Source organism: Leucobacter japonicus, from assembly GCF_001273855.1.
GTDB lineage: Bacteria > Actinomycetota > Actinomycetes > Actinomycetales > Microbacteriaceae > Leucobacter > Leucobacter japonicus.
The window spans coordinates 39,883-66,704 of sequence record NZ_JHBX01000108.1 but is presented as its reverse complement, the minus strand read 5'-3'; the positions used below and the strand labels follow the sequence as shown (position 1 = coordinate 66,704).

Genomic DNA, 26,822 nt, shown 5'->3' with positions numbered 1-26,822 from the left:
CGTGACTGCAGTCGGTTCGGGATCGGCGATCGTCGTCGGCGGGGGCGCTTGGGGCCTCCCCGCCGCGCTCGGGCTGCAGGATCGCGGCTGGCGCGTCACGCTGATCGAACGCTTCGGGCCGGGCAACCCGTCGGCCTCCACCGGTGGCAGCACTCGTTTGTGGCGGCTCGCGGACACGCAACCGTGGCGCGCCCGGTCGCTGGTCGCGGCGCGCGACGCGATGGAACGGCTCGGCGATCGGCTGGGGGCACCGGTGTTTCGTCGCACTGGGCTTCTCTGGCGCGATGACGCCTCCCTCGCGGATGTGGGGGCGTCGCTTGCCGCGATCGGGCAGCCGGTCGAGCGCATCGCGGCCGACCGGGTCGCGGAGGTGTTCCCCGGGCTGCGACCCGACGGTCGCGACGCCCTCTGGGTCGCCGAAGCCGGGGTCGTGCACCTCGACGGGCTCCTCGCGGGCGCGCTCGACGCCTTCATCGCCGCGGGCGGCGAGTACCTGGCCGACACCCGCGTGACCGCTGTCGTGCCGGGGGAGACGTCGGCGCGCGTGCGCTTCGCGGACGGTACCGAGCGGTCAGCCGACCAGGTGCTGCTCGCCGCGGGGCCGGGAACCGCCGAACTGCTGCCCGGGCTCGAGCTCACGCTGCCGCTCACGCCCTACATCGAGCAGGTGGTGTACGTCGGCGATCCCGAACTCGCGACGACACCCGCCGGGACGTCGCACCCAGCCCCCGACCTGCCGAGCCTCGTCGATTGCATGCCCGCGGCCCCCGACGCAGCGGGTGCGTATTCTGCCGGTGTCTACGCGATGCCGAACGGTGCCCGTGGCTACAAGATCGGACTCGACCGCCCGCTCCGAGCACTGCGCGACGGGTCACTCGGCGACGACCTCGATCGCACCGCCGACCCTGAGCGCACGGAGGCGATCCGCGCTCGCGTCGCGCGAGACCTCACCGCCCTCGTGCCCCGCGTGCTCGGTACGCAGGTGTGCACCTGGACCGACTCGGGCGACGGAGACTTCGTGGTCGGCCGCACGCACCCCAGCGTCGTGCTCGCCTGCGGCGATTCGGGGGAGGGCGCGAAGTACGCCGCCTTCATGGGGGAGCACCTCGCCGCGCTCGTCGCCGGAGCCGCCACTGACACCGAGTTCGATCGGCACTGGAATCCACGGCGCTTCGACGGGGCATCCCCAGCGCGTTCCGGATACAGTGCGATCGGGCGGCACTGACGCACGCCCCTCGCGACCATCGAATTCCGACCCCGCTCATCGCCCGACGCCGGGCCGGGCGGAGCACGACCCCGCAGAAACGGAGCACCATGGACCACCACGGAGGCGACCTCGCCCTCATCGGCGCGCACCTGCGCACTCAGACCGCACTCGACGGAGCCGTCGACGGCCCTGCCACCGCCCTGCTGATTCGCGCCGGTCGCATCGAAGCGCTCGGCAGTGACGCCGAGATCGTCGAGATCGCCGAGTCGCTGGGCGTCGAGGTGCGCGATGTCGCCGGAGCGACCATCACCCCCGGACTCTTCGACTCCCACACGCACCCGCACTGGGCCGCCTCGGTCACGGCCGGCATCGACCTCGGCGGGCTCGAGACCGTCGACGCGCTGCGCGACGCCATCGCCGCCGAGCACGCGCGCCTGCCTGAGGGGGCCTGGCTGCGCGGCTGGAACCTCGAGTACGAGGCGTTCGAGCACACCGGTCTGCGCGGCGACCTCCTCGCCGACGCCGCCCCCGGCCGCCCCGTCGTGCTCATCTGTTACGACCTGCACACGGCGCTTGCGACGGCACCCGCGCTCGCCGCAGCCGGCGTGACGGGTGCCCGCGCATTCGACGACGCGAGCGAGGTCGTGGTCGACGCCGACGGCACCCCCACCGGCGAACTGCGCGAACCCACCGCGTACAACCTCGTGTTCGACGCGGTGCCGCAGCCCGACCACGACGACGAGCGCGACGCCCTGCGCGACATGTTCCGGCGGCTCGCGGCAGTCGGACTGACGGGCGGCGCCATTATGGACGGCAAGGATCGCACGGTCGATCTGCTCGCCGAGCTGGAGGAGCGGGGGGAACTCGATCACCGCCTCACCGTGCACCACTGGCACGCAGTGGGCGACACCGACGCCGACGTGCAGCGCGTGATCGGGGCGAAGGATCGCGCCGGCCGCCTGTGGGCGACCGGCGCCATCAAGCTCTTCAGCGATGGCGTGATCGACACGGGTACCGCCTGGTTGCACGTGCCCGACGCGTGCGGGGATGGTCGCGTGCCGTTCTGGCCGTCGTGGGAGCGCTACGGCGAGGTGGTGCGGGCGTACCACGACGCGGGCATGCTCATCGCGACGCACGCCGTCGGCGACTACGCGGTGAGCCGCGTGCTCGACGTGTACGCGACGCTGCCCGAGCGGCCCGGGCTGCCGTTCCACACGATCGAGCACCTCGAGGTGCTCTCGGACGCCGACGTGGAGCAGCTGCGGGGGAGCGGCGTGACCGCCTCGATGCAGCCGCTCCACATGCAGTGGCGTGCGCCCGACAACAGCGACGGCTGGGCCACGCGTCTCGGCGCGGACCGCCACGACACCGGGTACCGCGTGCGCGACGTGCTCGACGCCGGCGTCACCCTTGCGCTCGGCTCTGACTGGCCGGTGGCGCAGTACGACCCGCGACTCGGTATGGCGTGGGCGCGCGGGCGGCACACGCCGGGCGATCCGTCGGCGAACGTCTTCGAGCCGTCGCAGCGGCTGACCGGTGAGGAAGCGCTGCTCGCCTACACGCTGTGGCCGGCGCGCGCTCGCGGCCACGCCGATCGAGGCACACTCGAGCCGGGCGCTGTGGGCGACCTCACGGTCTGGGCCGCCGACCCGGTCGCGGCCGATGTCGACGCGCTGCCCGAGCTGCCGATCGTGCTCACCGTCGTCGACGGTCGCGTGGTGCACGCGGCCGAGTGAGAGGACGTGTGGATGGCCTCGAGTCCACCTGCTGATGATTCGGGGGTTGTTCGGGTCGAGATGCGCTCGTGCACGGTGCGCGGCGTATCCCGCCCGATCGCCGTCATCGATCTGTAAAGCGACCTGTGTGGTTCACTGTGCGCTTGCGTGACCGCTGCACCAACACCATCACCACTGCCAACACGCCAAGCAACGCCACGATCCCAGACACGATCAGCGCCACGGCCCACACCGGCATCGCAGACACAGCGCCGCTCCCATCAGCACCTTGCTGGCCCTTCGCCGCCGCACTCTCGGATGCCTTTGAATACGGCGTCTGCTCACGCCGATCGTTCACCACGATGGGCTCACCATCAACCACAACCGCACGATACGCGTCATACTCCGGAGGGAACGGCCCTGCCGACCACGAACATTCCCAAACGCCCTGATCGGTGATGGTGCCGACCTTGCCGTCCCGGAACACGCACCTCGGGTCGGACACGTCGGTCAACCACTGCGGATTCTCATCAGGAAACTCGCTCGGATCCGCAGCCAGCATCTCCGCAACGTTGAGGTATCCCGCCCCCAACTCGTCCGTGCCCCACTCGATGTCATGCACTCCACCCGAGCCGGTCGTCCGCAACATGGCCTGCATCACCTGGAACCGCGAGGCATCCGGATACTTCTGAAATCCCAATGCCGCAGCACCCGCAGTCAGTGGCGTCGCATACGACGTGCCGGAGATCAGCGCCGGCCCCCACCCGGACGCATCCCCCACACCCAACACCTCAACGCCGGGGGCAGCGACCGCAATATTGTCCCCACCGAACGAGGTCGCCCCCGACGCATCACTGAGCAGCGCGCCATCGTGCGCGATGGCATTCACCGGAAACGCACCATTGGTCGCGAAAGGTCCGCCCACCAATGCGAACTGATCATCGGGATTCAAGACGCCGACCACGATGGGCACCTGCGCGATCAGCGACTCAAAAATTACTTGTGCCCAGTCAGTCCCGCCACCACCGCTGAGCACGGACACCGACACCACATCGGCTCCATCACGAATTGCCGCACGCGCAGCCAATGCCGTCGCATCGCCCGCACCGTCCGGATTGTTACTCACGGTCGACCCACCCCAACTCACGTCATGCGCAAGATCGATACCACCCGGCTCCAGCGTCGGATCCTGCAACTTGCACTGATCAGCGTCCGTCGCATCAAGATCACCCACTCCGTAAAACCACACCTCAGCCTTCGGCGCGATTCCCCGAGCGCCCGCTCCTCCATCACCCGCAGTCCCATTGCCCACCAGCATCGACACCACATTCGTGCCGTGTGCCGACAACGCCGGATCGTCGGAGACCACATCGAGCGGCTTCCCCGTCGCAGGATCCGCACACGTCGAACCTCGCACCTGGACATTCGCACCTTGCAGCTCAGGCACATCCGGGTTCACAAATGTGTCGATCACCGCGATCTTCACACCCTCACCCGTCCAGCCCGAAGCCTGCAGAGCATCAAAACCGAGCTTGTCAACCTGCCACAACCCAGCCGAACGTTGATCACTCGTTGCCGGCGCAGCCTGTGCACCGGCGACCGGTGTTGCCGCGACAGCCAACACCGCAGATACGATCGCTACCCCTGCAATTGCGAATTTGCGCCCCATAATGAGAATTTCTTGCACTTCGTCCCCGATTCCGAAATTTCATCCGGTTCTATTGTGTCCGCCGGAGACACCGTTCCGCACGTCTTCAAGGTTTGGTTCACGATCTCGGCTGTCGTTGCATCCGTTGCGCCCATCTCTCGCCATGCGGCACGAGCTTCGATCGACGTATCGCGTCCGTGGAAGATTCTGAACTCACCGGTCTGGCCGAGTTCGATGCCTGCTGTAAGAGCCCCCGCGGTCAGCCGCCGGTGAGCTCCCGCTGCACTCGCCGCGCCTCGCGCAGCCCGCTTTCGATTGCGCCATCGATGAACCCGCCCCAGAGGTTCGCGTTGTCGGTGGTCGCGAAGTGGAGCGCCCCCTGCGGCTCCTGCAGGTCGGCCAGGTCGCGGGTGAGCTGCCCGGGGCGGTGGGTCATCCAAGTGTTCTGCGAGAGCGAGTCGGTCATCCAGTCGTGGGCCGTGACGCCGGTCACAGTGATACCGGGGCGGAAGATGTCGACCGCGGCCTGCACCGCCATAAGGTCTTCGAGGTCGATGCGCTCGTGGTCGGGGCCGAATGCGACGAGCAGAGTGAACTCACCATCGTCGTCGCTTCCGTAATACTCGACCTTGAGCACCGAAAGCGGATCGTGCTGACTCGCGTAAGCGAAGAAGCGCGGCAGATGGCCCCGCGCGCGAATCCACGCCTTTGTGCCGCGCGACGCGACGCGCTCCTCGCCGAGGCGCTGCCAGACGTTGGGCAGCGAGGGCGTGAACGCGATGGTCGAGATAGCATTCGCGGGGAGCGTGCTGATGACACGACGGCTCCGGATCAGCGAGCCGTCGGCGAGCTCCACCGTCGCGGCTCCGTCGGCCTGGGCCACCGAAACGACCGTCGCGCCGAGCCGGATCTCGCCGGGGACGTCGTGCGCGATCTCCGCGGTGAACGCGCTCATGCCGCCGACGACCCGATAGGTGGCCGAAGCCTCGTGCATGAGCTGCCAGTGGCCCCCGGTCGCCGCGACCCAGCGCAGAGCGCTCGAGAGGCCGACCGTGTCGAGTGGAGCGTTGACGTGACCGACCCAGACCGACTCGTTCGCCGCCCGCGCCTCGGGGTCGAGCCCCAGTGCGTCGATGCGATCCTGCACACTCAACCCGTCGAGGTCGCCGATCGACCCGACCGTGGGCGCGACCCCACGAGGGATCGCTTCGCGCACGTCGTCGATGATGCGCTGCTGGCCGTCGTCGATGAGTGCCATGAACTCCTCGAGCGTGCCCTGACGCGGCCTGCCATCGGCACCCTGCCAGTAGGCTTCGTCGGCTCGTGGGCTGCGCTCGATGTCGCGCCCGTACCGAGTGAGCTCGGCCCAGGTGTGCGGCTGCACCCAGTGCACCCACGTGCCGCCGAGCTCGAGCTCGTACCCGAAACGGTGGTCGGTCCAGGTGCGTCCGCCGACGCGATCGCGCGCTTCCAGCACGAGCACCGAATGCCCGGCCCGCCCGAGCTCGCGCGCAGCCACGAGACCGGCAAAGCCCGCTCCGATGATGACGACGTCGACCGATTCCATGCGCTCCTCCTCGAGTGCCCGCGCGAGACGCGCTGCACCGAGCCTAGCCGCGCGGCCTACAGCTGCGCGACGACGCGCGAGAGCAGATCGGCGAGGCGCGGCTCGGCCGCCTTGCCCTCGGCGAGCACCTCTGCGTGGCTCAGGGGATCCCCCATGCCTGCGGCCGGGTTCGTGATGAGCGACAGGCCCAGCACCTCCATGCCCGCCTCGCGTGCGGCGATCGCCTCGAGCGCGGTCGACATGCCCACGATCTGGCCGCCGATGGTGCGCAGGTAGTGAATCTCGGCGGGGGTCTCGTAGTGCGGCCCGGGCAGTTGCACGTAGACGCCCTGCTGCAGCGACGGCTCGACAGAGCGCGCAATGTCGCGCAGCCGCGAGGCGTACAGATCGGTGAGGTCGATGAAGTTGGCGCCCTCGATGGGTGACACGGCGGTGAGGTTCAGGTGATCGCTGATGAGCACGGGCTCACCGGCCTTGAACGCCGGGTCGACGCCGCCGGCACCGTTCGTGAGGATCATGATCTGCGCTCCTGCAGCCGCCGCAGTGCGAACTCCGTGCACGACCGAGCGCACGCCGCGACCCTCGTAGTAGTGGGTGCGCGCCCCGATGACGAGGGCGTGCTTGCCGCTGGCGAGGCGAATGGAGCGCAGCGTGCCCGAGTGGCCGGGCACGCCTGAGACATGGAACCCGGGCACCTCGGCCGCGGGCACCACCGCGACCGTCTCGCCGATCACGTCGGCGGCTTTGCCCCAGCCGCTGCCGAGCGTCAGCGCGATGTCGTGGCGCTCGACGCCGGTGAGGCGAGCGATGGCGGCGGCCGCCTCGGTGGCGAGGGCGACGGGTTCGGAGGCTGCGGCGGCCTCAGCTGGTGCGGTGCTCATGCGCACCAGCTTAGGCGGCTCGGGGCGTCGGTCACGCCTCCGGGCGGAGGATGCGGTAGCCGCGGCGTGCGTCGTATCCGTGGATCTCGCGCGTATCGAGTACTGCCATGAAGTCGAGCACCTCGCCGGTGATGACCTGCCCCGGCACGAGCACCGGGAATCCGGGCGGGTACGGCGTCACGAACCCGGCCGAGATCGGGGCGTCGCCGCCCTCGGCCGCGGCTCGATCGACTCGGGCGCGCAGCTCGGCGGGCAGCACGTGCTCGACCGCGCCGCGCTTCTGGCCGAGGAAGAACGCGGTGCGCACATCGCCGTCGGGCAGCGCATCCGCATTCGTGTACTCGGCGGCGAACTCGCTGAAGTCGGGCAGCGGCGGCATCGGGGTCTCGACGACCGGGTGGTCTTCGGGGTCGTGCTGGGCCTGATCCTCCTCGAACCGCTCCGCGAGCTTCACGAGCACCTCGATGAGGTACGCGATCGCGCTGCGCGAGGTGCCGATGTTCGTCATGAACAGCACCGTGTTTCGGCTCGTCTTGTTGACCTGGATGCCGTAGCGGTCCATGAGGTACTCGTGCTTGAACGTGTCGCCGTCGACGCCGGTGCGGCTGATCTCGATGGTGATGCGTGACGGATCGACGACGAACTCGTCGGTCGCCCACGCCTGCCACATCGAAGCGAGTCCGTCGCGCAGCGGCATCGGCCGGCCCGACTCGCGGTTCGCCGCCGGCACGAGATCGTGCGCGGTGAGCACGCGGAAGGTGCGGCGCAGGAGCGGGTGCCGGGCGATCGCCTGCGACAGGCTGGTCGCGAGATCGAGCTGGCGCTGCACGAGCTCGAAGCCCTCGAGCTCGACCTGGCGGCGGCCGATATCGAGCGACGACAGAATCTGGTAATTCGGCGACGTCGACGTGTGCGTCATGTACGCCTCGTGGAACGGTTCCTCCGCGTCGCGCACCCAATCCTGGTCGTATACGTGAATCATGGAACCCTGGCGCAGCGCCGTCAGCGTCTTGTGCGTCGACTGGGTCGCGTACACGCGAATGCGCGATGTCGGGGCCGGGATCAGCCGCTCCTCGAGCCACACCGCGTCGGGCGCCGGCGTGCCGTCGATCTGGAACAGGCGCTCCTGCTGCGCACGGTACGCGGCGGCGTGCGCGGTGGTCTGCAGGTGCTGCTCGAGGCGCTTCGCCGCGGCCATCGCCGTGCGACGGCGAGTGACGGGGTGGAACGCGCCGAATGCGAACCAGGCCTCGTCCCAGAGGAACACGAGGTCGGGTTTGATCGCGAGGCACTCGGCCATCACGCGCTCAGGGTCGTACACGATGCCGTCGAAGGTGCAGTTCGTGAGGGTGATCATGCGCACCTCGTCGAGGCGGCCCGCAGCACGGTAATCGAGCAGCAGCTGCTTGATGCGATCGATCGGCACGGCCCCGTAGAACGCGAAATCGTTCAGCGGGTACGCCTCGAGGTATGCCGGGCGGGCACCCGTGAGCATCACCGCGTGGTGATGCGACTTGTGGCAGTTGCGATCCACGAGCACGACGTCGTCAGGGGCCGTGAGTGCCTGGTGCACGATCTTGTTCGCGGTCGACGTGCCGTTCGTGACGAAGAACGTATGCTTCGCGCCGTATGCACGAGCGGCGAGCTCCTGCGCCTTCTTGAGCGTGCGCACCGGCGCGAGCAGTGAGTCGAGGCCGCCCGAGGTCGCACTCGTCTCGGCGAGCAGCAGATTCAGGCCGTAGAAGTCGGCGAGGTCGCGAATCCACTTCGACGCCACCACCGAGCCGCCGCGAGCGACGGGAAGCGCGTGGAACACCCCGACCGGGCGGCGGGCGTGATCCTGAATCGCGGAGAAGAAGGGGGTATCGTAGAGGTGTGAGATGCGGCGCAGCAGCGTGAGATGCAGCTCGAGCTGATCTTCGCGGCGGAATACGCGGCGGAACCGGCGGGTGAGCGCACCCGCGAGATCTTCGATGTGCGCGCCCGCGACCAGATAGAGGTCGAGTTCGGGCCGGATCGCCGCGAGCGTGTCGGCGATGCCGAGTACGCGCTGCACCGACGCGAGCGAGCTGCGCGCGGGCGCCGAGCCCGGCACGACCTCGGCGCGGGCGAGGCGAATCGAGTCGTGCAGGTCGCGGCTGAGCTTCTGACGGGTGCGCTCGCTGAAGCCGGGGCGCACGACCACTGCGAGGATGTTCGGGTTCGTGAGCACCGCGGCGACGGCGTCGTCGGCGGAGGGCACCACGACGTAGTCGTAGATGAAGTCGTCGGCGGGCCCGCGCAATTTGAGGCCCTCGGCACGAAGCGCGTCGCGATCCTGCGCCGTGGTCTCATCGATCACGAGCACCTCGAAGCGAGGGCGCGGGTCGGCGTCGACCGACAGCTCTTGGCGCTCTTGCTCGTCCAAGAACTCGTCGCGGCCCTCGTCGGGCACCGTGTCGTGGCGCAGGCGATTCACGACGCGACCGATGCGGTCGAGCGCGGTGCGGTAGTCGCCGGCCTCGAGCAGTTCGCCGATCGCCTGCACGTAGCGCTGCCCGAAGCCGGCCCAGTACAGTTCGATCGTTTCGAGGGCGCGGAGATTGCGCTGCACTTCGCCGTCGGCCGCGAGGGTCTCGGCGGTGTCGGAATCGGTCGCGAGGCGCTTCACCGCGAACTTCAGGTACTCCCACGCATCGCTACGCATGCGCCATGACGACGCGGGCATGCCCGGGTCGCGCTCGAGTTTGCCCTGCGTGTGCGGCACGTGCATCTGCACGTTCGAGCCGCTGTGCATTCCGATCGATGCCACGGTCGCCCCTCCGTCGAACGTCGGCTTGGCGGTGGAGTCGATCTTCGTCATGTGCAGCAGCCCTTCCCACTTCATCGTTCGGTCGCTCGGGCGCAGCGCTGCTGTCAGCGTCTGGACCCCGTGAGGGAAAATCTTATGCGACGAGTGATGCGTGACACGGTACATGACGGCGTACGCGATTCGGTATGCGAGACGTTTCTGGCGTCGTTTGCCCGCTCGCGACGAATTTGCTGTGAGATCTTCCGACCAAAGTTAGGTTGCCCTAAGATGAACACGTGAACTTCTCCGAACCATCCGATTTCTCCGAGTCCGTCTCGGTCATCGATCCCGACGGGATCGACTGCGTGCTCGCCGCCGGCGACGCCTCTGACCTGACGCAACTCGGTGAATGGCTGCGCGAGCTGCCCGACACCGCCTACGGGCGCGTGTTCATCGAGGTGTTCTCGGAGATTCAGATCGAGACGCTGCCGACGCCGCCGCACGTGGGCGTGACGTGGCTGTGCCGCGAACAGCGCGAGCAGAGCCCGAGGCCCGGTCTCGGTCGCCGACGCGGCGAAGCGCTCGCCGGAGCCGTTGACGCCTGGTTCGACGAGTGGCTCTGGGCCGACGGCGAAGCCGTGCGCAACATTCAGCTCTGGATGGGCGCCCGCACGAGTTCGGTGATGCAGACCTACTGGATGAGCCTCGACCGCCGCCTGGAAAAGCGCTGGCCCGGGTACTGCGACCGCGAGTGCGGCCGCCGCTGCGAGCGCGGCGAGTAGGCGCTCGAGGCTTCGCTCCGCACTCGCCGTTCGTTCGGCCGCTGAGTCTCTCCGCTCCGTTTCACCGCGCTCTGCTGCCGCTCTCTGTGTCGCTCCGCACCGCGCCGATCTGTGCATCGCTCCGCTCCGCGCCGCTCTGTGCATCGCTCCGCTCTCTGCGATCGGGGTAACTTCGGACCAGTGTTGACCCCACTCCGGCCCGCAGCACTGGTCGAAAGTTACCCCGATCGCAGAGTGCGGAGTGGAGAGGCGCGGGCAGAGGGCGCGGGCGGAAGGTGCGACCGGCGGGGTGAGGTGCGGGTGAAGCGCGGTTGGCGCGCAGAAGTGTTGCTGCGCCCGGCACCGCCCGGACCCATAGAATTGCCGTATGGCGAAGGCGAGTGAACGCAAGCATCGGATCGCGGTAGTCGGCGGCGGCCCCGGGGGGTATGAGGCGGCTCTCGCCGGTGCTCAGCTCGGCGCTGAAGTCACGCTCATCGAGCGGGCGGGAGTCGGTGGTGCCGCGGTGCTCACCGACGTCGTGCCGTCGAAGAGTCTCATCGCCACCGCGAGCGCCGCGCAGAGCGTGCGCGACTCCGGCAAGCTCGGCGTGCAGGCGTTCGTGCCCGGCGGTGACGGCAAGCCCGTGCGCCCCGAGATCGCGGTGAACCTGGCCGCGGTCAACAAGCGCCTCATCGCCATGGCCGGCGCGCAGTCGGTCGACATGCTGCGTTCGCTCGAAGACGCCGGCGTGCGCGTCGTGCAGGGCGAGGGGCGGCTTGACGGGCACAACGCCGTGCTCATCTCGACCGCCGCGGGCGGCACGGACTTCGACCGTATCGAGGCCGACACCATCGTCGTCTCGGTGGGTTCGAGCCCGCGTGAACTCGATTCCGCGAAGCCCGACGGTGAGCGCATTCTCACCTGGAAGCAGCTCTACGATCTGCCGTCTGTTCCCGAGCACCTCGTCGTCGTCGGGTCGGGGGTGACCGGCGCAGAGTTTGCAAACGCCTACCGCACACTGGGCTCCGAGGTCACCCTGGTCTCGAGCCGCGAACAGGTGCTGCCGGGTGAGGATCGCGACGCGGCGGGCGTCATCGAGCGCGAGTTCACTCGTCTCGGCATGCACGTCATGTCGAAGTCGCGCGCCACGTCGGTGACCCGCACCGAGAACGGCGTGCTCGTAGAGCTCGAAGACGGTCGCACCATCGAAGCCACGCACTGCCTCATGGCGGTCGGGTCGATCCCGAACACCGCGGGATTGGGGCTCGAGAAAGCCGGTGTGGCCCTGACCGAAAGCGGTCACATCCGTGTGAACAAGGTCGCGCGCACCAACGTGCCGTCGATCTATGCCGCCGGCGATTGCACCGACTTCTTCCCCCTCGCCTCGGTCGCCTCGATGCAGGGTCGCACCGCCATCATGCACGCGCTCGGCGACTTCGTGCGCCCGATCGACCTGCGCAATGTCGCCGCGAACGTGTTCACCTACCCCGAGATCGCAACCGTGGGCTGGAACGAGCAGACGCTTGCCGAGAACGAGGGCGTCGCAAAGGCGATTTCGCACACGATCCCGTTGAGCGTGAACCCGCGCGCCAAGATGATCGGCTTCACCGACGGTTTCGTGAAGCTCTTCGCCTGGAAGGCGTCGGGCACTGTGGTCGGCGGCGTCATCGTGGCGCACCGGGCGAGCGAGCTGATCTTCCCGCTCGCACTCGCCGTCGAGCATCGTCTCACCGTCGACCAGGTCGCCTCGGCATTCGCCGTCTACCCGTCGATGACCGGTGCGATCACCGATGCGGCGCGCGCGCTGCACACGCACTGATCCGGGGTTCGGCATGATGCAAGAGCTGTCGCGTCGTCGTGTGCTGCGGGCCGCCGCGGGAGTGTTCGGGATCGCCGTCGTCGCTGTGCTCAGCGCGTGCGCCCCGAGCAAGCCCGAGCCCGTGCCCTCGGACGAGAACGTCAAAGCCGTCGTGACCGTCACCGTGAGCGACAACCGCTACGAACCGGCGGAGGTCGAGATCGCGCCTGGCCAAGCCGTGCGCTGGCAGTTCGTTGGCCCGGGGGAGCACGACGTGGTCGCCGATGACCGCAGCTTCGTCACGGAGCTGCAGCAGGAGGGCACGTACACGCACGTCTTCGACGATGCGGGGGAGTTCTCGTATCTCTGCTCGATTCACCCCGAGATGCGCGGCGTCGTGCGAGTGGTCGCTCCGTAGGGAAACTCGAGCGCCGGCAGCAACTCCTCGATCGCGGAGCCAACGGTGAAGACGGACGCCTCTGCGAACGGGTGGCCGACGATCTGCACGCCGGTGGGCACGCCGCTCGGCGAGACGCCGCTCGGTACCGCGAGTACCGGCACTCGATTCGCGATGTTGAACGGGCTGGTGAGGTGGGCCTCCCAGTAGTGCTCGAGATGTCGTGCAACTCCCGTGGCCTCGGCGACATCGATGCCGTCGAGGTAATCGCCATCCGCATCGAGCATCTCGACCGCCTGCGTCGGCGTCACGAGCACGTCCACGCGAGACATCGCCTCTGCGAGCTCGGCCTGCACCCCGGCATCGAGCGCGAGCGACTCGGGGAGCGAGACGCCGTTGACAGCTCGCGCCGCGTCGGCGATGAACTGTCGCGTGTAGGCGGCAAGCTCCGATTCCGTGCCACGGGTGATCGCCGCCATGGCCGGCCCGAGAAGATGCCCGAAGTGGGTGAACGCGACGCGACGCAGGCGTTCGGTGGTCCACGGAAGCCGCACCTCGACGATCTCGGCTCCGGCTGAGGCGAGTGCCTCGGCCACGCGCACGGTGCGGTCGCGAATTGACTCCGCGACCGGGTAGTCGCCGAGCGTGAGCGACAAGCCGATGCGCATGCCGCGCACGCCATCGGCGCCACGAAGCGCTGTGATGAGATCGTCCCCGCCCTGCGGTCCCCAGGACGCATGATCGATCGGGTGCCGTCCGCTCATCACCTGGCTGAGCAGCGCGGTATCGGCGACCGTGCGGCCCATGGGGCCATCGCCGCGATAGGTGTCGGCGGCGAGCGGAGGCAGGCCGGGTATCCGTCCGTACGGTGCTTTGTACCCCACCGTGCCGGTGAACCCGGCCGGAATACGCGTGCTTCCTGCGATATCCGAAGCCGTCGCGAGCGTCGCCATTCCCGCCGCCAGAGCAGCTCCTGCACCTCCCGACGATCCGCCGGGTGTCGCGGCGAGGTTCCACGGATTGCGGGTAACCCCCCACATGGGCGAGTGGGTGGTCGTCGCGCACGAGAACTCCGGCGAAGTCGTTCGCCCGTGAATCACTCCACCGGCCGCGAAGATGCGGGCGACCACCGGGTGATGCGCACTCGCGCGCTGCCCGCGGCAGGCGACGAGCCCCTGTTCGAGCAAGCGTCCCGCGATGCCGTGCTTCTCTTTCGTCGCGACGGGGATGCCGAGCAGCGGCGGCAACGGTGCGTCGCCCGGGCGCCAGCGCGCGTAGGCCTCGTCGGCAGCGTGCGCCTGCGCACGGGCTTCGGGCTCCAGGAGCTCGGTGAATGCGTTCACCTCGGGGTTGCGCGCCGCGATCTGGTCGAGCGTCGCCCGCAGCAATTCGCTCGGCGCGAGGTCTCCGCTCACAAAACGGGCGCGCGCAGTGTGCGCGTCGAGGTGCGCGAGCGCGACGGTCGCATCATCGCGGGAGTCCGCAGCGCTCAGCGGCGCCGCGGGGAATGAAGCGGAGGTCGTGGTGGTCATGGCTCTCCGTTCAGACTCGGGCCGACGCGGTGGCCTCGGCGAGCGATGGCGCATCGTGCGGCGCATCGTTCAGAGCGCCGTGTACGAGGCGTCGCGCGACCTCGCTGAGCATGCGTACACCCGCGACCATGTCGGCATCGGTGGTGAATTCTCGCTCGCAGTGGCTGACGCCGTCGACGGAGGGGATGAAGAGCATCACCGTGGGCACGATGCGGTTCATCGCCACGGAATCGTGCCCGGCCATCGTACGGATGCGACGGGCGCCGAGACCGAGCTCGGCCGCGCACTCCTCGGCGAGCGCGATGCCTGCCTCGGGGTAATGCTGGTTGTCTCGGACATCGAAGTCGCGTGCGTGCACGGTCAGGCCGAACGCGGATTCGACGGCGGCGATGTCGCGGAGCAGCTGATCGCGGGCGGCGAGGACGACGTCGCGGTCGTCCGCACGCAGGTCGGCGACGAGTCGCACGCGTCGTGCGACCACGATCGGCGAGTTCGGTTCGAGCGTCAGCTGACCGACCGACGACACGAGTGTTTCGGGCTCGAACAGGCCGGTGACCTCGTGCACCTTGGTGATGATCTGCGCGGCACCGAGCAGGGCGTCGTGCCGATCCGCCATCGCCGTGGCGCCGGTGTGCGACTGCTCTCCGATCACCTCGATATCGAGCTTTTGGGTGTACCAGCTGCGGTCGACCGCACCGATGGGCAGCGCGTCGCGCTCGAGCAGCCGACCCTGCTCGATGTGGATCTCGGCGTACGACGCGATCTCTGGGCGTTCGTCATCGCCGAGATAGCCGATACTCGTGAGCGCCTCGCGCACACTGATGCCCGCCAGATCGCGCACGTCGAGCATCTCCGCCTCGTCCTTGATGCCGGCGAAGACCGAACTCCCCATGATGGAGGGGGCGAACCGGCCGCCCTCCTCGTTGAACCAGTTGACGACGGCGAGATTGAAGCGTGGAGCCGCTGAATCCGATGCGATCTGTTCGGCGACGCGAGCCGCGGCGTGCAGGCCGGCGATCACCCCGTAGGCGCCGTCGAACCGGCCGCCGAGCGGCTGTGAATCGAGATGCGAGCCAAGCAGCACGAATGGTGCGCCCGGCGTGAACTCGATCAGTGCGAACTGGTTGCCGATACCGTCGACGCGCACCTCCCATCCGCGCGCCACGGCGAAGGTGCGGAACCACTCGCGTGTCTCGCGATCCTCAGCCGTCGCGGCCTGCCGATCGACACCGCCGGCGTCGGTCGCGCCGATTGCGGCGACGGCGTGGAAATCTGCGAGGAATGCGTGATCGGTCATCGGGTGACTCCCATCGAGGTGGTTCGCTTGAGCGGGTGGGTTTCGGGGATGCGCGTGCAGACGAGCACCAAGAAGACTGCTGCCGCGGCGACGGCCATGTAGACGCCCGGGCTGGCCGAGAATCCGGTGGACTGGACGAGCCAGGTGCCGATGAATGGCGCGGTGCCGCCGAAGATCGCGTAGCCGACGTTGTAGCTGACGGCCGCCGAGGTGAAGCGGGTGCGCGTCGTGAAGATCTCGACGAAGAAGGTGTAGCAGCCGCCGCCGTAGATGCACACCGCGCCGACGAAGATGAACTGCCCCAGAATGGCGAGCGGCAGCGACCCCGACGTGACGAGCATGAATGCCGGAACCGCGATGATCGCGATGGCAGCCGCGCCGGCGATGAGCATCGGTTTGCGCCCGACCCGATCCCCGATCATGCCGCCGACGGGCAGCAGGAGCGCGTACAGCAGCATCGCTGCACCATTGGCGAGCAGCGAACTCTCGCGCGACAGGTCGCCGGCGGTCTGCACGTAGGCCACGAAGTACCCCGACAAGAAGTAGAAGCCCATGGCGGTGAGCCCCATTACCATGATCACCTGCAGCATCTTCAGCCAGTTCTCGCGGAACGCGTCGCGAATCGGGGTCCGCTGCTCGCCGGTGACTTCTTGCTCGGCCTGCACCTCTTTGAAGGCCTCGGACTCTTCGGTGTGCGAGCGGATCCAGAGCCCGAAGACCGCGAGCGGCAGGGCGAGCAGGAACGGCACGCGCCAGCCCCATCCTTCGAACGCATCGGCGGGCATGCTCTGCGACAGCGTGAGGATGAGCGCACCGCCCACGACGGAGGGCAGTGCCGTGGCGGCGAGGGTGATGTTCAACCAGAGTCCGCGGCGATGCTTGGGCGCGTGCTCGAACACGAAGGCCGGGGCGCCGACCGACTCGCCACCGGCGGAGAATCCCTGCAGCAGACGGCAGATCACGAGCAGGATCGGCGCGGCGATGCCGATCTGGGCGTAGGTGGGCAGCAGGCCGATGCCCGCGGTCGCGACGCCGATCGTCAGCAGTGTGACGTACAGCACCGGGCGCCGGCCGTAGCGATCGCCCAGCGCGCCGAAGAAGAGCCCGCCGAGCGGACGAATGAAGAACGCGACGCCGAACGCGGCGAAGGTCGACAGGAGACCGATCGCGGGGTTATCGGAGGGGAAGAAGAGTGTGGCGAGTGTCAACGCGGAGAGCCCGTACAGGCTGAAATCGTAGAACTCGATGAACTGCCCGACGCCTCCGGCGAGCAGCACTTTCAGTCGTTTGCGGTCGAGATGCTTGCGCTCGGCGATGGTGAGCGGCCCCGTCGGCAGATTGACGGGATCAGTGGCGGGTCGAGCGTCGTGGGGATCGGTCGGAGCATCGGGTGCGTGCTCAGTGGTCAGCGTCGGGCGGTCTTCGGAATTCGGCGTCATTGCGTCCTCCAGGATGGTCCCGGCCGGGTCGGATCGAATCGCTGCAGCGGCGGTGGCCGGGTCTCCCTATCCTCTGAGTGACCGGGGCGCGGCGTCTAATGAGAATGTTCGTTGCGGGTAATCGAATCACTCGATGACCCTGCGGCGTTCGCGTAGATCTCGCGGCAGGTCTCGATGAAGGCGCGAGCCTTGCGCGTCGGCGAGATATCGCGCCGCTGCACCAGCGAGACCTCGGTCGGCGGAAACTCATCGGAGAGGCGCAGCGGCACGACCCGCTTGCCCGAGTAGGTCAAACTCTGGTCGAGCCACTGGTTGAGAATGGAGTAGCCGTGACCGCGCGCCACATACGATCGCACGGTCTCGTATCCGAGCGACACGTGACGAATGCGGGGTTCGATGCCCAACTGTTGAAAGAGGCGCAGGTAGTAGTCGCCGGTGTGCGGCAGATTCAGCAGAATCAGGGGCTCGTCGGCGAACTCGCGCAGACTGACCACGCTGCGCCCGGCGAGTGCCTGCGCCCGCGCCTCGGGCACGATGATGTGGGGCGGCACCCGGTCGATGACGGTGCGTGCGAAGCGGTGGTCGACGCCGAGGTCGTACATCAGCGCGACCTCGCAGCGACCGTCGTGGAGTGCGTCTTGCAGGCTGCCCTGATCGCCCTCGAAGAAGGTGAGATTCACGTCGGGGTAGGCGAGTTCGAAGCGGTCGAGAATCTCAGGGGCCCGGAAGGGGGCGAGCGGCGCGTAGATGCCGACCGTCAGGTCGCCGGAGAGCGCTGCATTGGCGGATCGCACGGACGCGGTGAGCAGCTCGGCCTCCTCGAGCAGCGCCGGCCCGCGGGCGAGCAGCGCGCGACCGGCCGACGTCAACTGCAGTCCCTTGCCGCGATCGCGCGTGAACAGCTCGACGGCGAGTTCCCTCTCGAGCTGCGCGATGGCGCTCGAGAGGGTCGACTGGGTCACATTCAGCTCGGCCGCGGCCGCGGTCATGTTCTCCAGGCGGGCGACCGCGTTGAAGTAGGTGAGCTGGACCAGAGTGAACGCCGTCGTCATGTGTCCATGATCGCAGCGGGTCAGGCGCGCTGGAACACCGCGAGCGACTCGAAGTGGTGGGTGTGCGGGAAGATGTCGAATGCGCGCAGCCCGGTCAGCTCGTACCCGGCGTCGCGCAGCGACTTCGTGTCGCGGGCGAGAGCGACGGGGTCGCAGGCCACGTAGACCACGTTCGCCGGCGCGAGCTCGACGAGCTGCGCGGTGACGCCGTTGCCGGCGCCCGAACGGGGCGGATCGAGCACGACGGTGCCGCGGCGCAGACGGTCGCGCACCGGCGCCGACGCCTTCAGCAGCTCGGCGAGGTGTCGGTCGACGCGGGCCGTGTGGGCCAGCGCGCCGACGAGTTCCGCGAGGTTCTCCGCAGCGTCCTCGGTCGCGGCGGCCTCGGCCTCGACGGTGGCGATCTTTACGCCGGGGCCTGCGGCCTCGGCGACGGCGGCCGCAAGCAGGCCCGCACCCCCGTAGAGGTCGAGATTGCCGGCGGCAGGATCGAAGCGGCCCTCGTCGATCAGGTCTGCCACGGCGTCGCGCACAGCGGTGAACAGCACAGCGGGAGCCGCGCGGTGCACCTGCCAGAAGCCGCCGGCCCGCACTTGGAACTCGCGATCCTCCACGAACTCGCGAATCGTGTCGCCCGCACCGGCGCGCTGCTTCTCGCCCGCAAGCGTCAGCAGCATGCGCGGTTCGGCGCCCGACGGTGCGATGAGGTCGATCGTCTCGACGCCCTGCATGAGGTCGGTGAGCGGCGCGATCTGATTCACCTCGTGCGTCGCGAGCGGCAACGATTCGACGGGAATGACACGGCGGCTGCGAGCGGCATAGGGCCCGACCGCACCGGTCTCGGGGTCGACGTGCAGGCGCACGCGCGTGCGGTAGCCCAGGCCGGTGTCTGCAGCGTCGGAGTCGTCAGCGTCGTCCGTGATGAACTCTGGGGCCGGCTCGACGATCTCGGCCAGGGCGCTCGCGAGGTCTTCGCCCTCTTCGGTGGCGAACTCGACGCCGCCGAAGCGACGCATCGCGTCGGCCAGCACCTCGGCTTTGAGCGCACGCTGGCGATCGAGGGAGATGTGCCCGAACTCGGCGCCGCCGGCGCGCTCTTCGGGAGCGCGAGAGATGTCGGCTTCGGCCCAGATGTGGGTCTGGCGATCGGGCGACGCCTCGAGTACCTCGATGGCAGTCGCGCGGGCGAACGACTTCTTGCGGGCATCGGTGACGAGGGCGCGCACGCGCTCGCCCGGGATCGCGTCGGCGACGAACACCACGCGCCCCTCGTGCCGCGCGACGCCGACACCGCCGTGGGCGATGCCGGAAACGACGAGGTCGACCTCGGCGCCGGGAGTGAGCGGGGCAGAGCTGGTGGATTCAGTCATGCCCTTATTCTCCCATTGCCCGAGGTCGACCCCGTGCGGGTGCGTTGCGTCGTTACGCGTTCGCGCTCTTGTTGCGCCCGGTGATGACGCCCCAGATCAACAGCACGACGACCGATCCGCCAATGGCCAGCAGCCACGTCTGGATCGAGAAGAATGCGCCGAGGTCAGCGTTGAAGATGAGCCCGCCCAACCAGCCGCCCACGAGCGCGCCGATCACACCCAGAATGAGGGTGGCGATCCATCCGCCGCCCTGGCGTCCCGGCAGGATGGCCTTCGCGATTGCACCGGCGATCAGGCCCAGCAGCAAAAATCCGAGGAAACCCATGAGAGAACTCCTTCCGTTCACGGGGCAGCACGTTGCAGCCCCATGTCACGACGGTATTCCTTCTCGTTCCACGTGGAACAGGGGGTTGTCGTGCGTGATCAGCAGGGTGTACCGCGCGGCTGCGCCCGCTGTGCACGCCCTAGACTCGCAGGCATGCGCCTCGTCCTAGCCTCGACGTCACCCGCCCGTCTTTCCGTGCTCAGGGGGGCGGGCATCGAGCCGGTGTGCTTCTCACCCGAGGTCGATGAAGAAGCGGAAGTCGTCGCGCGCGAGGCCGAACTCGGTCGCGAGCTGACCGCTCCCGAACTCACGGAGTACCTGGGGCGGCTGAAAGCCGAGGACGTCGTGCGGCGATTCGGGCCGCAGGGCACCGGCGAGATCGATGGGCTCGTGCTCGGCGGCGATTCGATGTTCTTGCTCGATGGCGAGATTCTCGGCAAGCCGCACCTGCCCGAGGTCGCGCTCGAACGTTCGCAGCAGCACCGCGGGCGCACCGGGGTGCTGCACTCGGGCCACTGGCTGATCGACTGCACCGGCGGTGAGGTTCGCGGCGCCGCAGGCTCGGTCGACACCGCGCAGGTGACGCTCTCCGTCGATCTCACTGACGCCGAACTCGCGGCCTATGTCGCGACGGGCGAGCCGCTCGAGCTCGCCGGCGGATTCGCCATCGACGGCCTCGCCGGGGCGTTTATCGAACGCATCGAGGGATCGCCCAGCTGTGTCATCGGCCTGTCGCTTCCGGCGCTGCGCCGACTCGTCATCGAGCTCGGCCACCAGTACCCGAGCCTCTGGAACCGGTGACCCCTCGCGCTGGGGTCGGTCAGCCCGCGGCTTCGGTGAGAGATTCGGCGTCGGTGGGCCGGATCGGCGCATAACGCACCACCGAAGCCGAATCTCCTATCGAGGACGCGCTCGTCACCGCTACTCGGAGCGGGCGAGCAGCGCGACGGTGAGTGTCGCGATGGTGGTGCCGTCTGCGAGGTCGACACCGAGCAACTCCTCAATGAGTGCCAAGCGCTGGTAGAACACCGAGCGTGAGAGTCGCGCGCGCTGCGCGGCGAGCGAGCGGTTGGTCGGGTGCTCGAGGTAGGCGCGCAGCACGTCGAGCAGGTCGCCGCTGTGCCCCGGGCCGGAGGCGGCGTCGTGGGCGATGAGCGGGCCGAGGGCGTCGCTCGCGAATTCCTGCACTTCCGGGCTGGCCGAGAGCCCGCGCACGAGATACGCGAGGGCCTGCCGTTCGGCCTGCTGCACGGTGACCCGCCCGGTCGCGGCGGTGGGGGCCAACCGGCCCGAGGCGCGCACGCGTTCGAGCGAGGTGATGAGCGATCGGAGGCTGCGCCCCGGTGCGCCGAGCCCGAGGTGGGCGCGCCAGGTGCCGGGGGTCGGCGTCGGCACGAGCATCTCGAGTTCGCGGGCGAGCCGTGCGGCGAGGGGTGGGGCTGCCGCGCCCTCGACGGATTCGGTAACTCGCGCGTCGCCGAGCGGGAACGACAGGAGTGCGAGCAGCGGGGTGCGGCCCGGCTCGGTTTCGACGCCGAGTTGCTCGGCCGGGTCGGGGACGAGGATCACCCGGCCCTCGGGCGCGACCGCGCGACGGAGTGCGGTCTCGAGCAGGGCGCGCTCGAGCGTGGCGTGACCGCCGAAGTCACCGGTGCCGCGCAGCGTGGCACCCAGGGTGATCCGCTCGCGAATGGGCAACCCGGCGGCCGCCAGCTGCGTACCGAGCTCGGCCTCGCTGCGGTATCGGCCCGTGAGGAGGGCGTCGAACAGGCGTCGCGAACTCAGCTGCAGCCACTGCTCGCCGTCGGGGTCGGCGAGTTTGCCCAGCGCCAGCGCGAACGCACCGAGCTCGAGCACCGTGCGCCGACCTGCGGGGTGCGGGGGGCCGGCGAGCGCCGACAGTCGGCCCCAGCGTTTCCCCTGCGCCTCGACCGACACCGACTCGGTGTCGGCGGGCAGCTGCACGGGTGCGCTCGCCGCAGCCCAGGGTGCGAGCGCGATCTGGGGCACGAGATCGCCACCGGCCCACGCCACCACGCGACCGGCCGAGTCTTCGAGCACGACGGGGGCGTCGAGGCTTTCGGCGAGCCGCTCCACCACGTAGTCGACGGGGCTGCGGTTCAGGCCGAGCTCGGTGAGCATGGTGTGGACTTCTGCGCGGGCGGCGAGCGCCTCCGTCTGTGCGGCGAGCACACGCTGGTGCACGCGCTGCGTGATCTGCACGAATCGCACCTCACGGTGCAGCACGATGAGCGGGATCGCGTGCGCCTCGCACACCGCGATGAGTTCGGCGGGAGCCGCGTGGATGTGCGCCCCGAATTCGAGCACGACGGCGGCGGGGTCTGCGGCGACGACCTGTGCGGCGAGGGCTTCGAGCCCCGGGTGATCCGCCGGCCAACCGGCTCCGGTTGACAGCAGCAGCTCGCCGCCTTCGAGCAGCGCGAAGGCCCCGGCGCCCGCGACGACGTGAGCCCAGCGAATCGGTCGCTCGAGCCCGGCGGCGCCGGCGACGAGCTCGGGTGCGCCCGCCTGAACTTCGGCGAGCGCGAGGGCTTCGGCGACGGTGACCGCCGGCGCGTCGGCCGGCTGCGAATCGGGTGTCTCATGCATATCGAACACAGTGTATGGCAGTTGAGTGAATCGTGGATGGTTTGGGGGTCGCCTGGTTGCATCTGCCCTGCAAAACTGGGACACAGCGGGATCGGTCGATCCCGAACATATTGCCCGAAATGACGGGTGATATGCCGATTCACAGGAAAGAGGACGACGGATGGCACGCATTCCCCACGTCATCGGCGGCGAGAAGATCGACGCCGCAGAGCGCACGCAGCCGGTGTACAACCCGGCGACCGGCGAGGCCCAGCACGAGCTGAGCATCGCGTCGGTCGAGACCGTCGAGCAGGCGATCGCCGCGGCGAAGGCGGCGCTGCCGAAGTGGCGGAAGACGAGCCTCACCAAGCGTGCCGACGTGTTCTTCAACCTGCGCCAGCTGCTGAAGCAGCGCACCCCCGAACTCGCCGCCATCGTCACGAGCGAGCACGGCAAGGTGCTGTCTGACGCCGCAGGCGAGATCGCTCGCGGTCTCGAGAACGTCGAGTTCGCGTCGGGTCTGCTGCACCTGCTGAAGGGTGAGCGCGACGAGCAGGTCTCGACCGGCGTCGACGTGCACTCGATCAAGCAGCCGGTCGGCGTCGTCGCCGCCATCACCCCGTTCAACTTCCCGGTCATGGTGCCGCTGTGGATGATCGCGAGCGCGATCGCCTGCGGCAACACCGTCGTGCTGAAGCCCTCTGAGCGCGACCCCTCCGCATCGGTGTTCATCGCCGACCTCTTCCGTGAGGCCGGCCTGCCCGACGGCGTGCTCAACGTCGTGCACGGCGACAAGGTCGCCGTCGACACGCTGCTCGACAGCCCCGACGTCAAGGCCGTCTCGTTCGTCGGCTCGACCCCGATCGCCCGCTCGATCTACCAGCGCGCAGCCGCCAACGGCAAGCGCGTCCAGGCGCTCGGTGGCGCGAAGAACCACATGCTGGTGCTGCCCGACGCTGACATCAACGTCACCGCCGACGCCGCCATCTCGGCCGCGTACGGCTCGGCCGGCGAGCGCTGCATGGCCGTCTCGGTCGTCGTCGCCGTGGGCGATGTCGCGGATCGCCTGATTCCCGAGCTCACCAGCCGCATCGCGGGCCTCACCATCGGTGACGGCACCGATCCGGCCTCCGAGATGGGCCCGCTCATCACCCGCGAGGCCAAGGAGCGCGTCGAAGGCTACGTCGCCGGCGCCGAGGCCGAGGGTGCGACGGTCGTCGTCGACGGTCGCGAGGCGAAGTTCGAGGGCAACGGCTTCTTCACGGGCGTCTCGCTGATCGACCACGTCAAGACCGACAGCAAGGTCTACCTCGAGGAGATCTTTGGGCCGGTGCTCGCGATCGTGCGCGTCAACACCTACGAAGAGGGCGTCGAGCTCATCAACTCGCACCAGTTCGGCAACGGCACCGCGATCTTCACCCGCGATGGCGGCGCAGCGCGCCAGTTCGAGTTCGAGGTCGAGGCCGGCATGGTCGGCATCAACGTGCCGATCCCCGTGCCGGTGGGCGCATTCTCGTTCGGCGGCTGGAAGGATTCGCTCTTCGGCGACTCGCACATCTACGGCCCCGAGTCGATCAACTTCTACACCCGCTCGAAGGTCGTCACCACGCGCTGGCCGAACGCCGACCAGTCGAAGATCGACCTCGGCTTCCCGAGCAACCACTAAGGAGCGACGCACATGTCAGACTTCATCGATCTGCACGGCGCCGAGCAGAGCTTCGGCGACACCGACGCGCAGCGCGAGGTACGTGCCAATGACCGCCAGTACGTCTTCCACTCGTGGTCGGCGCAGGGGGCCATCAACCCGCTGCCCATCGCCAAGGGCGAGGGTGTGCGCTTCTGGGATTACGACGGCACCGAGTACCTCGACTTCTCGGCGCAGCTCGTCAACCTGAACCTGGGTCACCAGCACCCGGGTCTCGTCAAGGCGATTCAGGATCAGGCCGGGCGTCTCGCCACGATCCAGCCGGCGATGGCGAACGACGTGCGCGGCGAGCTCGCCAAGCGCATCGTCGAGCACTCCTTTGAGGGCGCACGCTCGGTGTTCTTCACCAACGGCGGCGCCGACGCGGTCGAGTACGCGGTGCGCATGGCGCGTCACCACACCGGCCGTCAGAAGGTGCTCGCCCGGTACCGCTCGTACCACGGCTCCACGTCGACGGCGATTACCCTGACCGGCGAACCCCGTCGCTGGGCGAATGGCACGCTCGATGCGGGCGTCGTGCACTTCCACGGCCCGTACCCCTACCGTTCGGTCTTCTATTCGGAGACCCCCGAGCAAGAGACCGAGCGTGCGCTCGCGCACCTGCGTTCGACCATTGAGCTCGAGGGCCCGAACACTATCGCCGCGATCATCCTCGAGAGCGTCACCGGCACCAACGGCATCCTGATTCCGACGCCCGGCTACCTCGCCGGCGTGCGCGCGCTGTGCGACGAGTTCGGCATCCTGATGATCGCGGACGAGGTCATGGCCGGCTTCGGTCGCACCGGACACTGGTTCGCGTTCCAGGCGTTCGATGTCGCGCCCGACCTCGTGACCTTCGCGAAGGGCGTAAACTCGGGGTACGTGCCTCTCGGCGGCGTCGTGATCTCCGAGGCCGTGCACCAGACCTTCGATCAGAAGCCGTTCCCCGGTGGGCTCACCTACAGCGGGCACCCGCTCGGTGCCGCCGCCGGTGTTGCTACCTTCGACATCTTCGAAGAAGAGGGCATCCTCGAGCGCGTGCGCGATCTGGGCGAGCGTGTCGTCGGCCCGCGTCTGCGCGAGATCGCCGAGAAGCACCCGTCGGTCGGCGAGGTGCGCGGCACGGGTCTCTTCTGGGCGATCGAGCTGGTGAAGGATCGCGACACCCGCGAACCCCTGATCCCGTTCAACGCTGCGGGCGAGGCGGCTGCGCCGTTCAACGCCGTGGTCGCCGCCTGCAAGCAGGCCGGCCTGTGGCCGTTCGCCGCGGGCAACCGCCTGCAGGTTGCTCCGCCGCTGATCATCTCGGAAGAGGATCTGGTGAAGGGTCTCGACATCATCGACGAGGCGCTCAACGTCGCCGACGGGTACGTCGGCAAGTAATCACGCGGTGCACGTTCAGCGCCCGTCGGCCCCTCGAGGTCGGCGGGCGCTGTCGTGTATTGGGTGGGGTACGTCGGTGCTCACGCCGGGTCGGCAGGATCCTCCATCACCCCGGTCTCCGGCGACCCCGGCGCCAGCGCGTACCGCAGTTGCACCGCGCCGGCGCTGCCGCTCTTCGGGGGCTCGATGAGGTGCAGATTGGTGGGCACCGAGCCGCTCGGAAAGACCGTGCGGCCCTCGCCGAGCACGATCGGGTAGACCCACAGGCACAGCTCGTCGAAGAGGCGCTCGGCGATGAGCGCCTGCACGAAGTCGATGCTGCCGACGACGTGGATCTCGCGGTGCCGCGCACGCAGGTCGGCGAGTTCGGCGGCGAGATCGTCGCCCACCCGGGTGGTCTCGTTCCAGGGCGCCGACACCTCGGGATTGCGCGAGGCCAGGTACTTCGGCACCGCATTGAACGTGCGCCCGACAGGGTTGTCGGCGTGCACCGGCCAGTACGACGCAAAGATGTCGTAGGTGCGTTGGCCGAGCAGCAGTGCGTCCATGCGGTCGACGTAGCCGAGCACCTCGGTGCCGACCATGTCGTCTTCGATGGGTGCCTGCCAGCCGCCGAAGCGGAACCCGCCGCTCGGGTCTTCATCGGGGCCGCCCGGCGCCTGCGCGACGCCGTCGAGCGTGGTGAACAGGTCGATGACGATGCGCCCGGCGGGCCTCGTGTTGGGTGATGAGGGATCGTTCGCGTGCATGCTGGCTCCTTCGCCGTGCGCGGCGCCGCCGCGCGTTCCCCGCAGGCGGTCGCCCGCTGCGCAGCATCCTCCTCGCCGAGGCGGGTGGTGTCAATGGCGTATTGCGTGCGTACATCAATATAGTTCGCAGTGCGATGCATTTGGTGGTAGGGTGAACCACTGTGAGAAATGAACAAAACGTAGATCGATCGGATGCCGATGCGCTGGCGCTCGATCTCACGCGCATTACCGGTCGCTTCGCGCGCATCGCCGGTCGCGTGGCGGGCGGTGGATACTCGCTCGTCGCGTGGCGCGTGCTCAGCGAGCTCGAATCGTCGAGCGGCCTGCGCATCAGTGCACTCGCTCATCAGCAGCGGGTGGGCCAGCCCGCGATGACGGGCCTCGTGCAGCGGCTCGAGGGGGAGGGGTGGATCGACCGCGCGCCCGATCCCGCAGACGGCCGAGCGACGCTCGTGTCGATTACCCCGGCCGGCCGAGTCGCGCTCGACGCCTACCGCGCCGCAGCCGCCGACCGCGTGCGCCCGCATCTCGACGCGCTCTCCGACTTCGACCGCGCCACACTCGCTCGCGCAGCGGAGCTGATGGATCAACTCGGAGATCGCATCGACGACCCCTCCGGGTGACGCCACCGCGATCCCGCACCGCACACCAGAGA

At 68.7% G+C, this 26,822-nt stretch carries 21 protein-coding genes; 9 read left to right on the top strand and 12 right to left on the bottom strand.

Translation table 11 applies throughout. From position 1 onward, the window contains the following. The first annotated feature begins 1 nt into the window (after position 1). A complete protein-coding gene (locus AMS67_RS09655) occupies positions 2 to 1,225 on the top strand; it encodes an NAD(P)/FAD-dependent oxidoreductase (RefSeq protein WP_075201310.1) in 1,224 nt (407 codons plus the stop codon). A gap of 89 nt (positions 1,226 to 1,314) precedes the next feature. Further along, entirely contained in the window at positions 1,315 to 2,943 is a 1,629-nt protein-coding gene (locus tag AMS67_RS09650) for an amidohydrolase (protein ID WP_053387186.1), read from the top strand. Positions 2,944 to 3,046: 103 nt separating this feature from the next. Here the strand turns inward: AMS67_RS09650 and AMS67_RS09645 are convergent, their stop codons facing one another. From AMS67_RS09645 to AMS67_RS09630, 4 genes are all read right to left on the bottom strand, one after another. Then, positions 3,047 to 4,609: a S8/S53 family peptidase gene (locus AMS67_RS09645; RefSeq protein ID WP_241488040.1), complete on the bottom strand. Its 1,563-nt coding sequence runs from the start codon at positions 4,607 to 4,609 to the stop codon at positions 3,047 to 3,049. A 220-nt stretch (positions 4,610 to 4,829) separates the two neighbouring features. Then, entirely contained in the window at positions 4,830 to 6,137 is a 1,308-nt protein-coding gene (locus AMS67_RS09640) for a flavin monoamine oxidase family protein (protein WP_053387184.1), read from the bottom strand. A gap of 56 nt (positions 6,138 to 6,193) precedes the next feature. Next, positions 6,194 to 7,018, bottom strand: coding sequence for a purine-nucleoside phosphorylase (locus AMS67_RS09635; protein WP_053387445.1), 825 nt, complete (start codon positions 7,016 to 7,018; stop codon positions 6,194 to 6,196). Positions 7,019 to 7,049: 31 nt separating this feature from the next. Then, the gene (locus AMS67_RS09630) at positions 7,050 to 9,770 is read right to left on the bottom strand and encodes an aminotransferase class I/II-fold pyridoxal phosphate-dependent enzyme (RefSeq protein ID WP_075201334.1); all 2,721 of its coding nucleotides are present in this window, start codon (positions 9,768 to 9,770) and stop codon (positions 7,050 to 7,052) included. Positions 9,771 to 10,084: 314 nt separating this feature from the next. On the opposite strand from AMS67_RS09630, the gene AMS67_RS09625 reads away from it, so the two are divergent. The 3 genes from AMS67_RS09625 (at position 10,085) to AMS67_RS09615 (ending at position 12,768) form a co-directional block, all read left to right on the top strand. Further along, entirely contained in the window at positions 10,085 to 10,570 is a 486-nt protein-coding gene (locus tag AMS67_RS09625) for an SIP domain-containing protein (protein ID WP_053387183.1), read from the top strand. A 367-nt stretch (positions 10,571 to 10,937) separates the two neighbouring features. Then, positions 10,938 to 12,371 (top strand): NAD(P)H-quinone dehydrogenase, encoded by a 1,434-nt coding sequence (locus AMS67_RS09620; protein WP_053352167.1) that lies wholly within the window; start codon positions 10,938 to 10,940, stop codon positions 12,369 to 12,371. Positions 12,372 to 12,384: 13 nt separating this feature from the next. Continuing rightward, positions 12,385 to 12,768 carry a cupredoxin domain-containing protein gene (locus tag AMS67_RS09615; RefSeq protein ID WP_082305475.1) on the top strand — a complete coding sequence of 128 codons (384 nt, stop codon included), beginning with the start codon at positions 12,385 to 12,387 and terminating at the stop codon, positions 12,766 to 12,768. On the opposite strand, the gene AMS67_RS09610 is transcribed toward AMS67_RS09615, so the two are convergent. From AMS67_RS09610 to AMS67_RS09585, 6 genes are all read right to left on the bottom strand, one after another. Next, positions 12,726 to 14,279 (bottom strand): amidase, encoded by a 1,554-nt coding sequence (locus tag AMS67_RS09610; protein ID WP_082305426.1) that lies wholly within the window; start codon positions 14,277 to 14,279, stop codon positions 12,726 to 12,728. The genes AMS67_RS09615 and AMS67_RS09610 overlap by 43 nt on opposite strands. A 10-nt stretch (positions 14,280 to 14,289) precedes the next feature. Next, positions 14,290 to 15,576, bottom strand: a complete 1,287-nt coding sequence (locus tag AMS67_RS09605) for a M20 family metallo-hydrolase (protein ID WP_053387181.1) — start codon at positions 15,574 to 15,576, stop codon at positions 14,290 to 14,292. Next, a complete protein-coding gene (locus AMS67_RS09600) occupies positions 15,573 to 17,015 on the bottom strand; it encodes an MFS transporter (protein ID WP_082305425.1) in 1,443 nt (480 codons plus the stop codon). The genes AMS67_RS09605 and AMS67_RS09600 overlap by 4 nt, the downstream gene beginning before the upstream one ends. Before the next feature lie 95 nt (positions 17,016 to 17,110). Further along, positions 17,111 to 18,067 carry a LysR family transcriptional regulator gene (locus tag AMS67_RS09595; protein ID WP_053352171.1) on the bottom strand — a complete coding sequence of 319 codons (957 nt, stop codon included), beginning with the start codon at positions 18,065 to 18,067 and terminating at the stop codon, positions 17,111 to 17,113. A 20-nt stretch (positions 18,068 to 18,087) separates the two neighbouring features. Further along, entirely contained in the window at positions 18,088 to 19,437 is a 1,350-nt protein-coding gene (locus AMS67_RS09590; protein ID WP_053387180.1) for a class I SAM-dependent RNA methyltransferase, read from the bottom strand. Positions 19,438 to 19,489: 52 nt separating this feature from the next. Continuing rightward, positions 19,490 to 19,762 (bottom strand): GlsB/YeaQ/YmgE family stress response membrane protein, encoded by a 273-nt coding sequence (locus AMS67_RS09585; protein WP_053387179.1) that lies wholly within the window; start codon positions 19,760 to 19,762, stop codon positions 19,490 to 19,492. A 153-nt stretch (positions 19,763 to 19,915) separates the two neighbouring features. Here AMS67_RS09585 and AMS67_RS09580 point away from each other — a divergent pair, with 153 nt between their 5' ends. Continuing rightward, positions 19,916 to 20,563, top strand: a complete 648-nt coding sequence (locus AMS67_RS09580) for a Maf family protein (protein ID WP_053387178.1) — start codon at positions 19,916 to 19,918, stop codon at positions 20,561 to 20,563. Positions 20,564 to 20,683: 120 nt separating this feature from the next. Here AMS67_RS09580 and AMS67_RS09575 read toward each other — a convergent pair whose 3' ends face one another. After that, positions 20,684 to 22,372, bottom strand: coding sequence for a PucR family transcriptional regulator (locus tag AMS67_RS09575; protein WP_053387441.1), 1,689 nt, complete (start codon positions 22,370 to 22,372; stop codon positions 20,684 to 20,686). Between the two features lie 160 nt (positions 22,373 to 22,532). Here AMS67_RS09575 and AMS67_RS09570 point away from each other — a divergent pair, with 160 nt between their 5' ends. Together AMS67_RS09570 and AMS67_RS09565 are read left to right on the top strand one after the other, a co-directional pair. Next, positions 22,533 to 24,017, top strand: coding sequence for a CoA-acylating methylmalonate-semialdehyde dehydrogenase (locus AMS67_RS09570; protein ID WP_053387177.1), 1,485 nt, complete (start codon positions 22,533 to 22,535; stop codon positions 24,015 to 24,017). Positions 24,018 to 24,029: 12 nt separating this feature from the next. Continuing rightward, the gene (locus AMS67_RS09565) at positions 24,030 to 25,418 is read left to right on the top strand and encodes an aspartate aminotransferase family protein (RefSeq protein ID WP_053352686.1); all 1,389 of its coding nucleotides are present in this window, start codon (positions 24,030 to 24,032) and stop codon (positions 25,416 to 25,418) included. A gap of 80 nt (positions 25,419 to 25,498) precedes the next feature. Here AMS67_RS09565 and AMS67_RS09560 read toward each other — a convergent pair whose 3' ends face one another. After that, positions 25,499 to 26,167: a dihydrofolate reductase family protein gene (locus AMS67_RS09560; RefSeq protein ID WP_053387176.1), complete on the bottom strand. Its 669-nt coding sequence runs from the start codon at positions 26,165 to 26,167 to the stop codon at positions 25,499 to 25,501. Positions 26,168 to 26,328: 161 nt separating this feature from the next. On the opposite strand from AMS67_RS09560, the gene AMS67_RS09555 reads away from it, so the two are divergent. Then, on the top strand, positions 26,329 to 26,790 hold the full coding sequence (locus AMS67_RS09555) for a MarR family winged helix-turn-helix transcriptional regulator (RefSeq protein WP_053387175.1): 462 nt from the start codon (positions 26,329 to 26,331) through the stop codon (positions 26,788 to 26,790). Positions 26,791 to 26,822 lie beyond the last annotated feature (32 nt).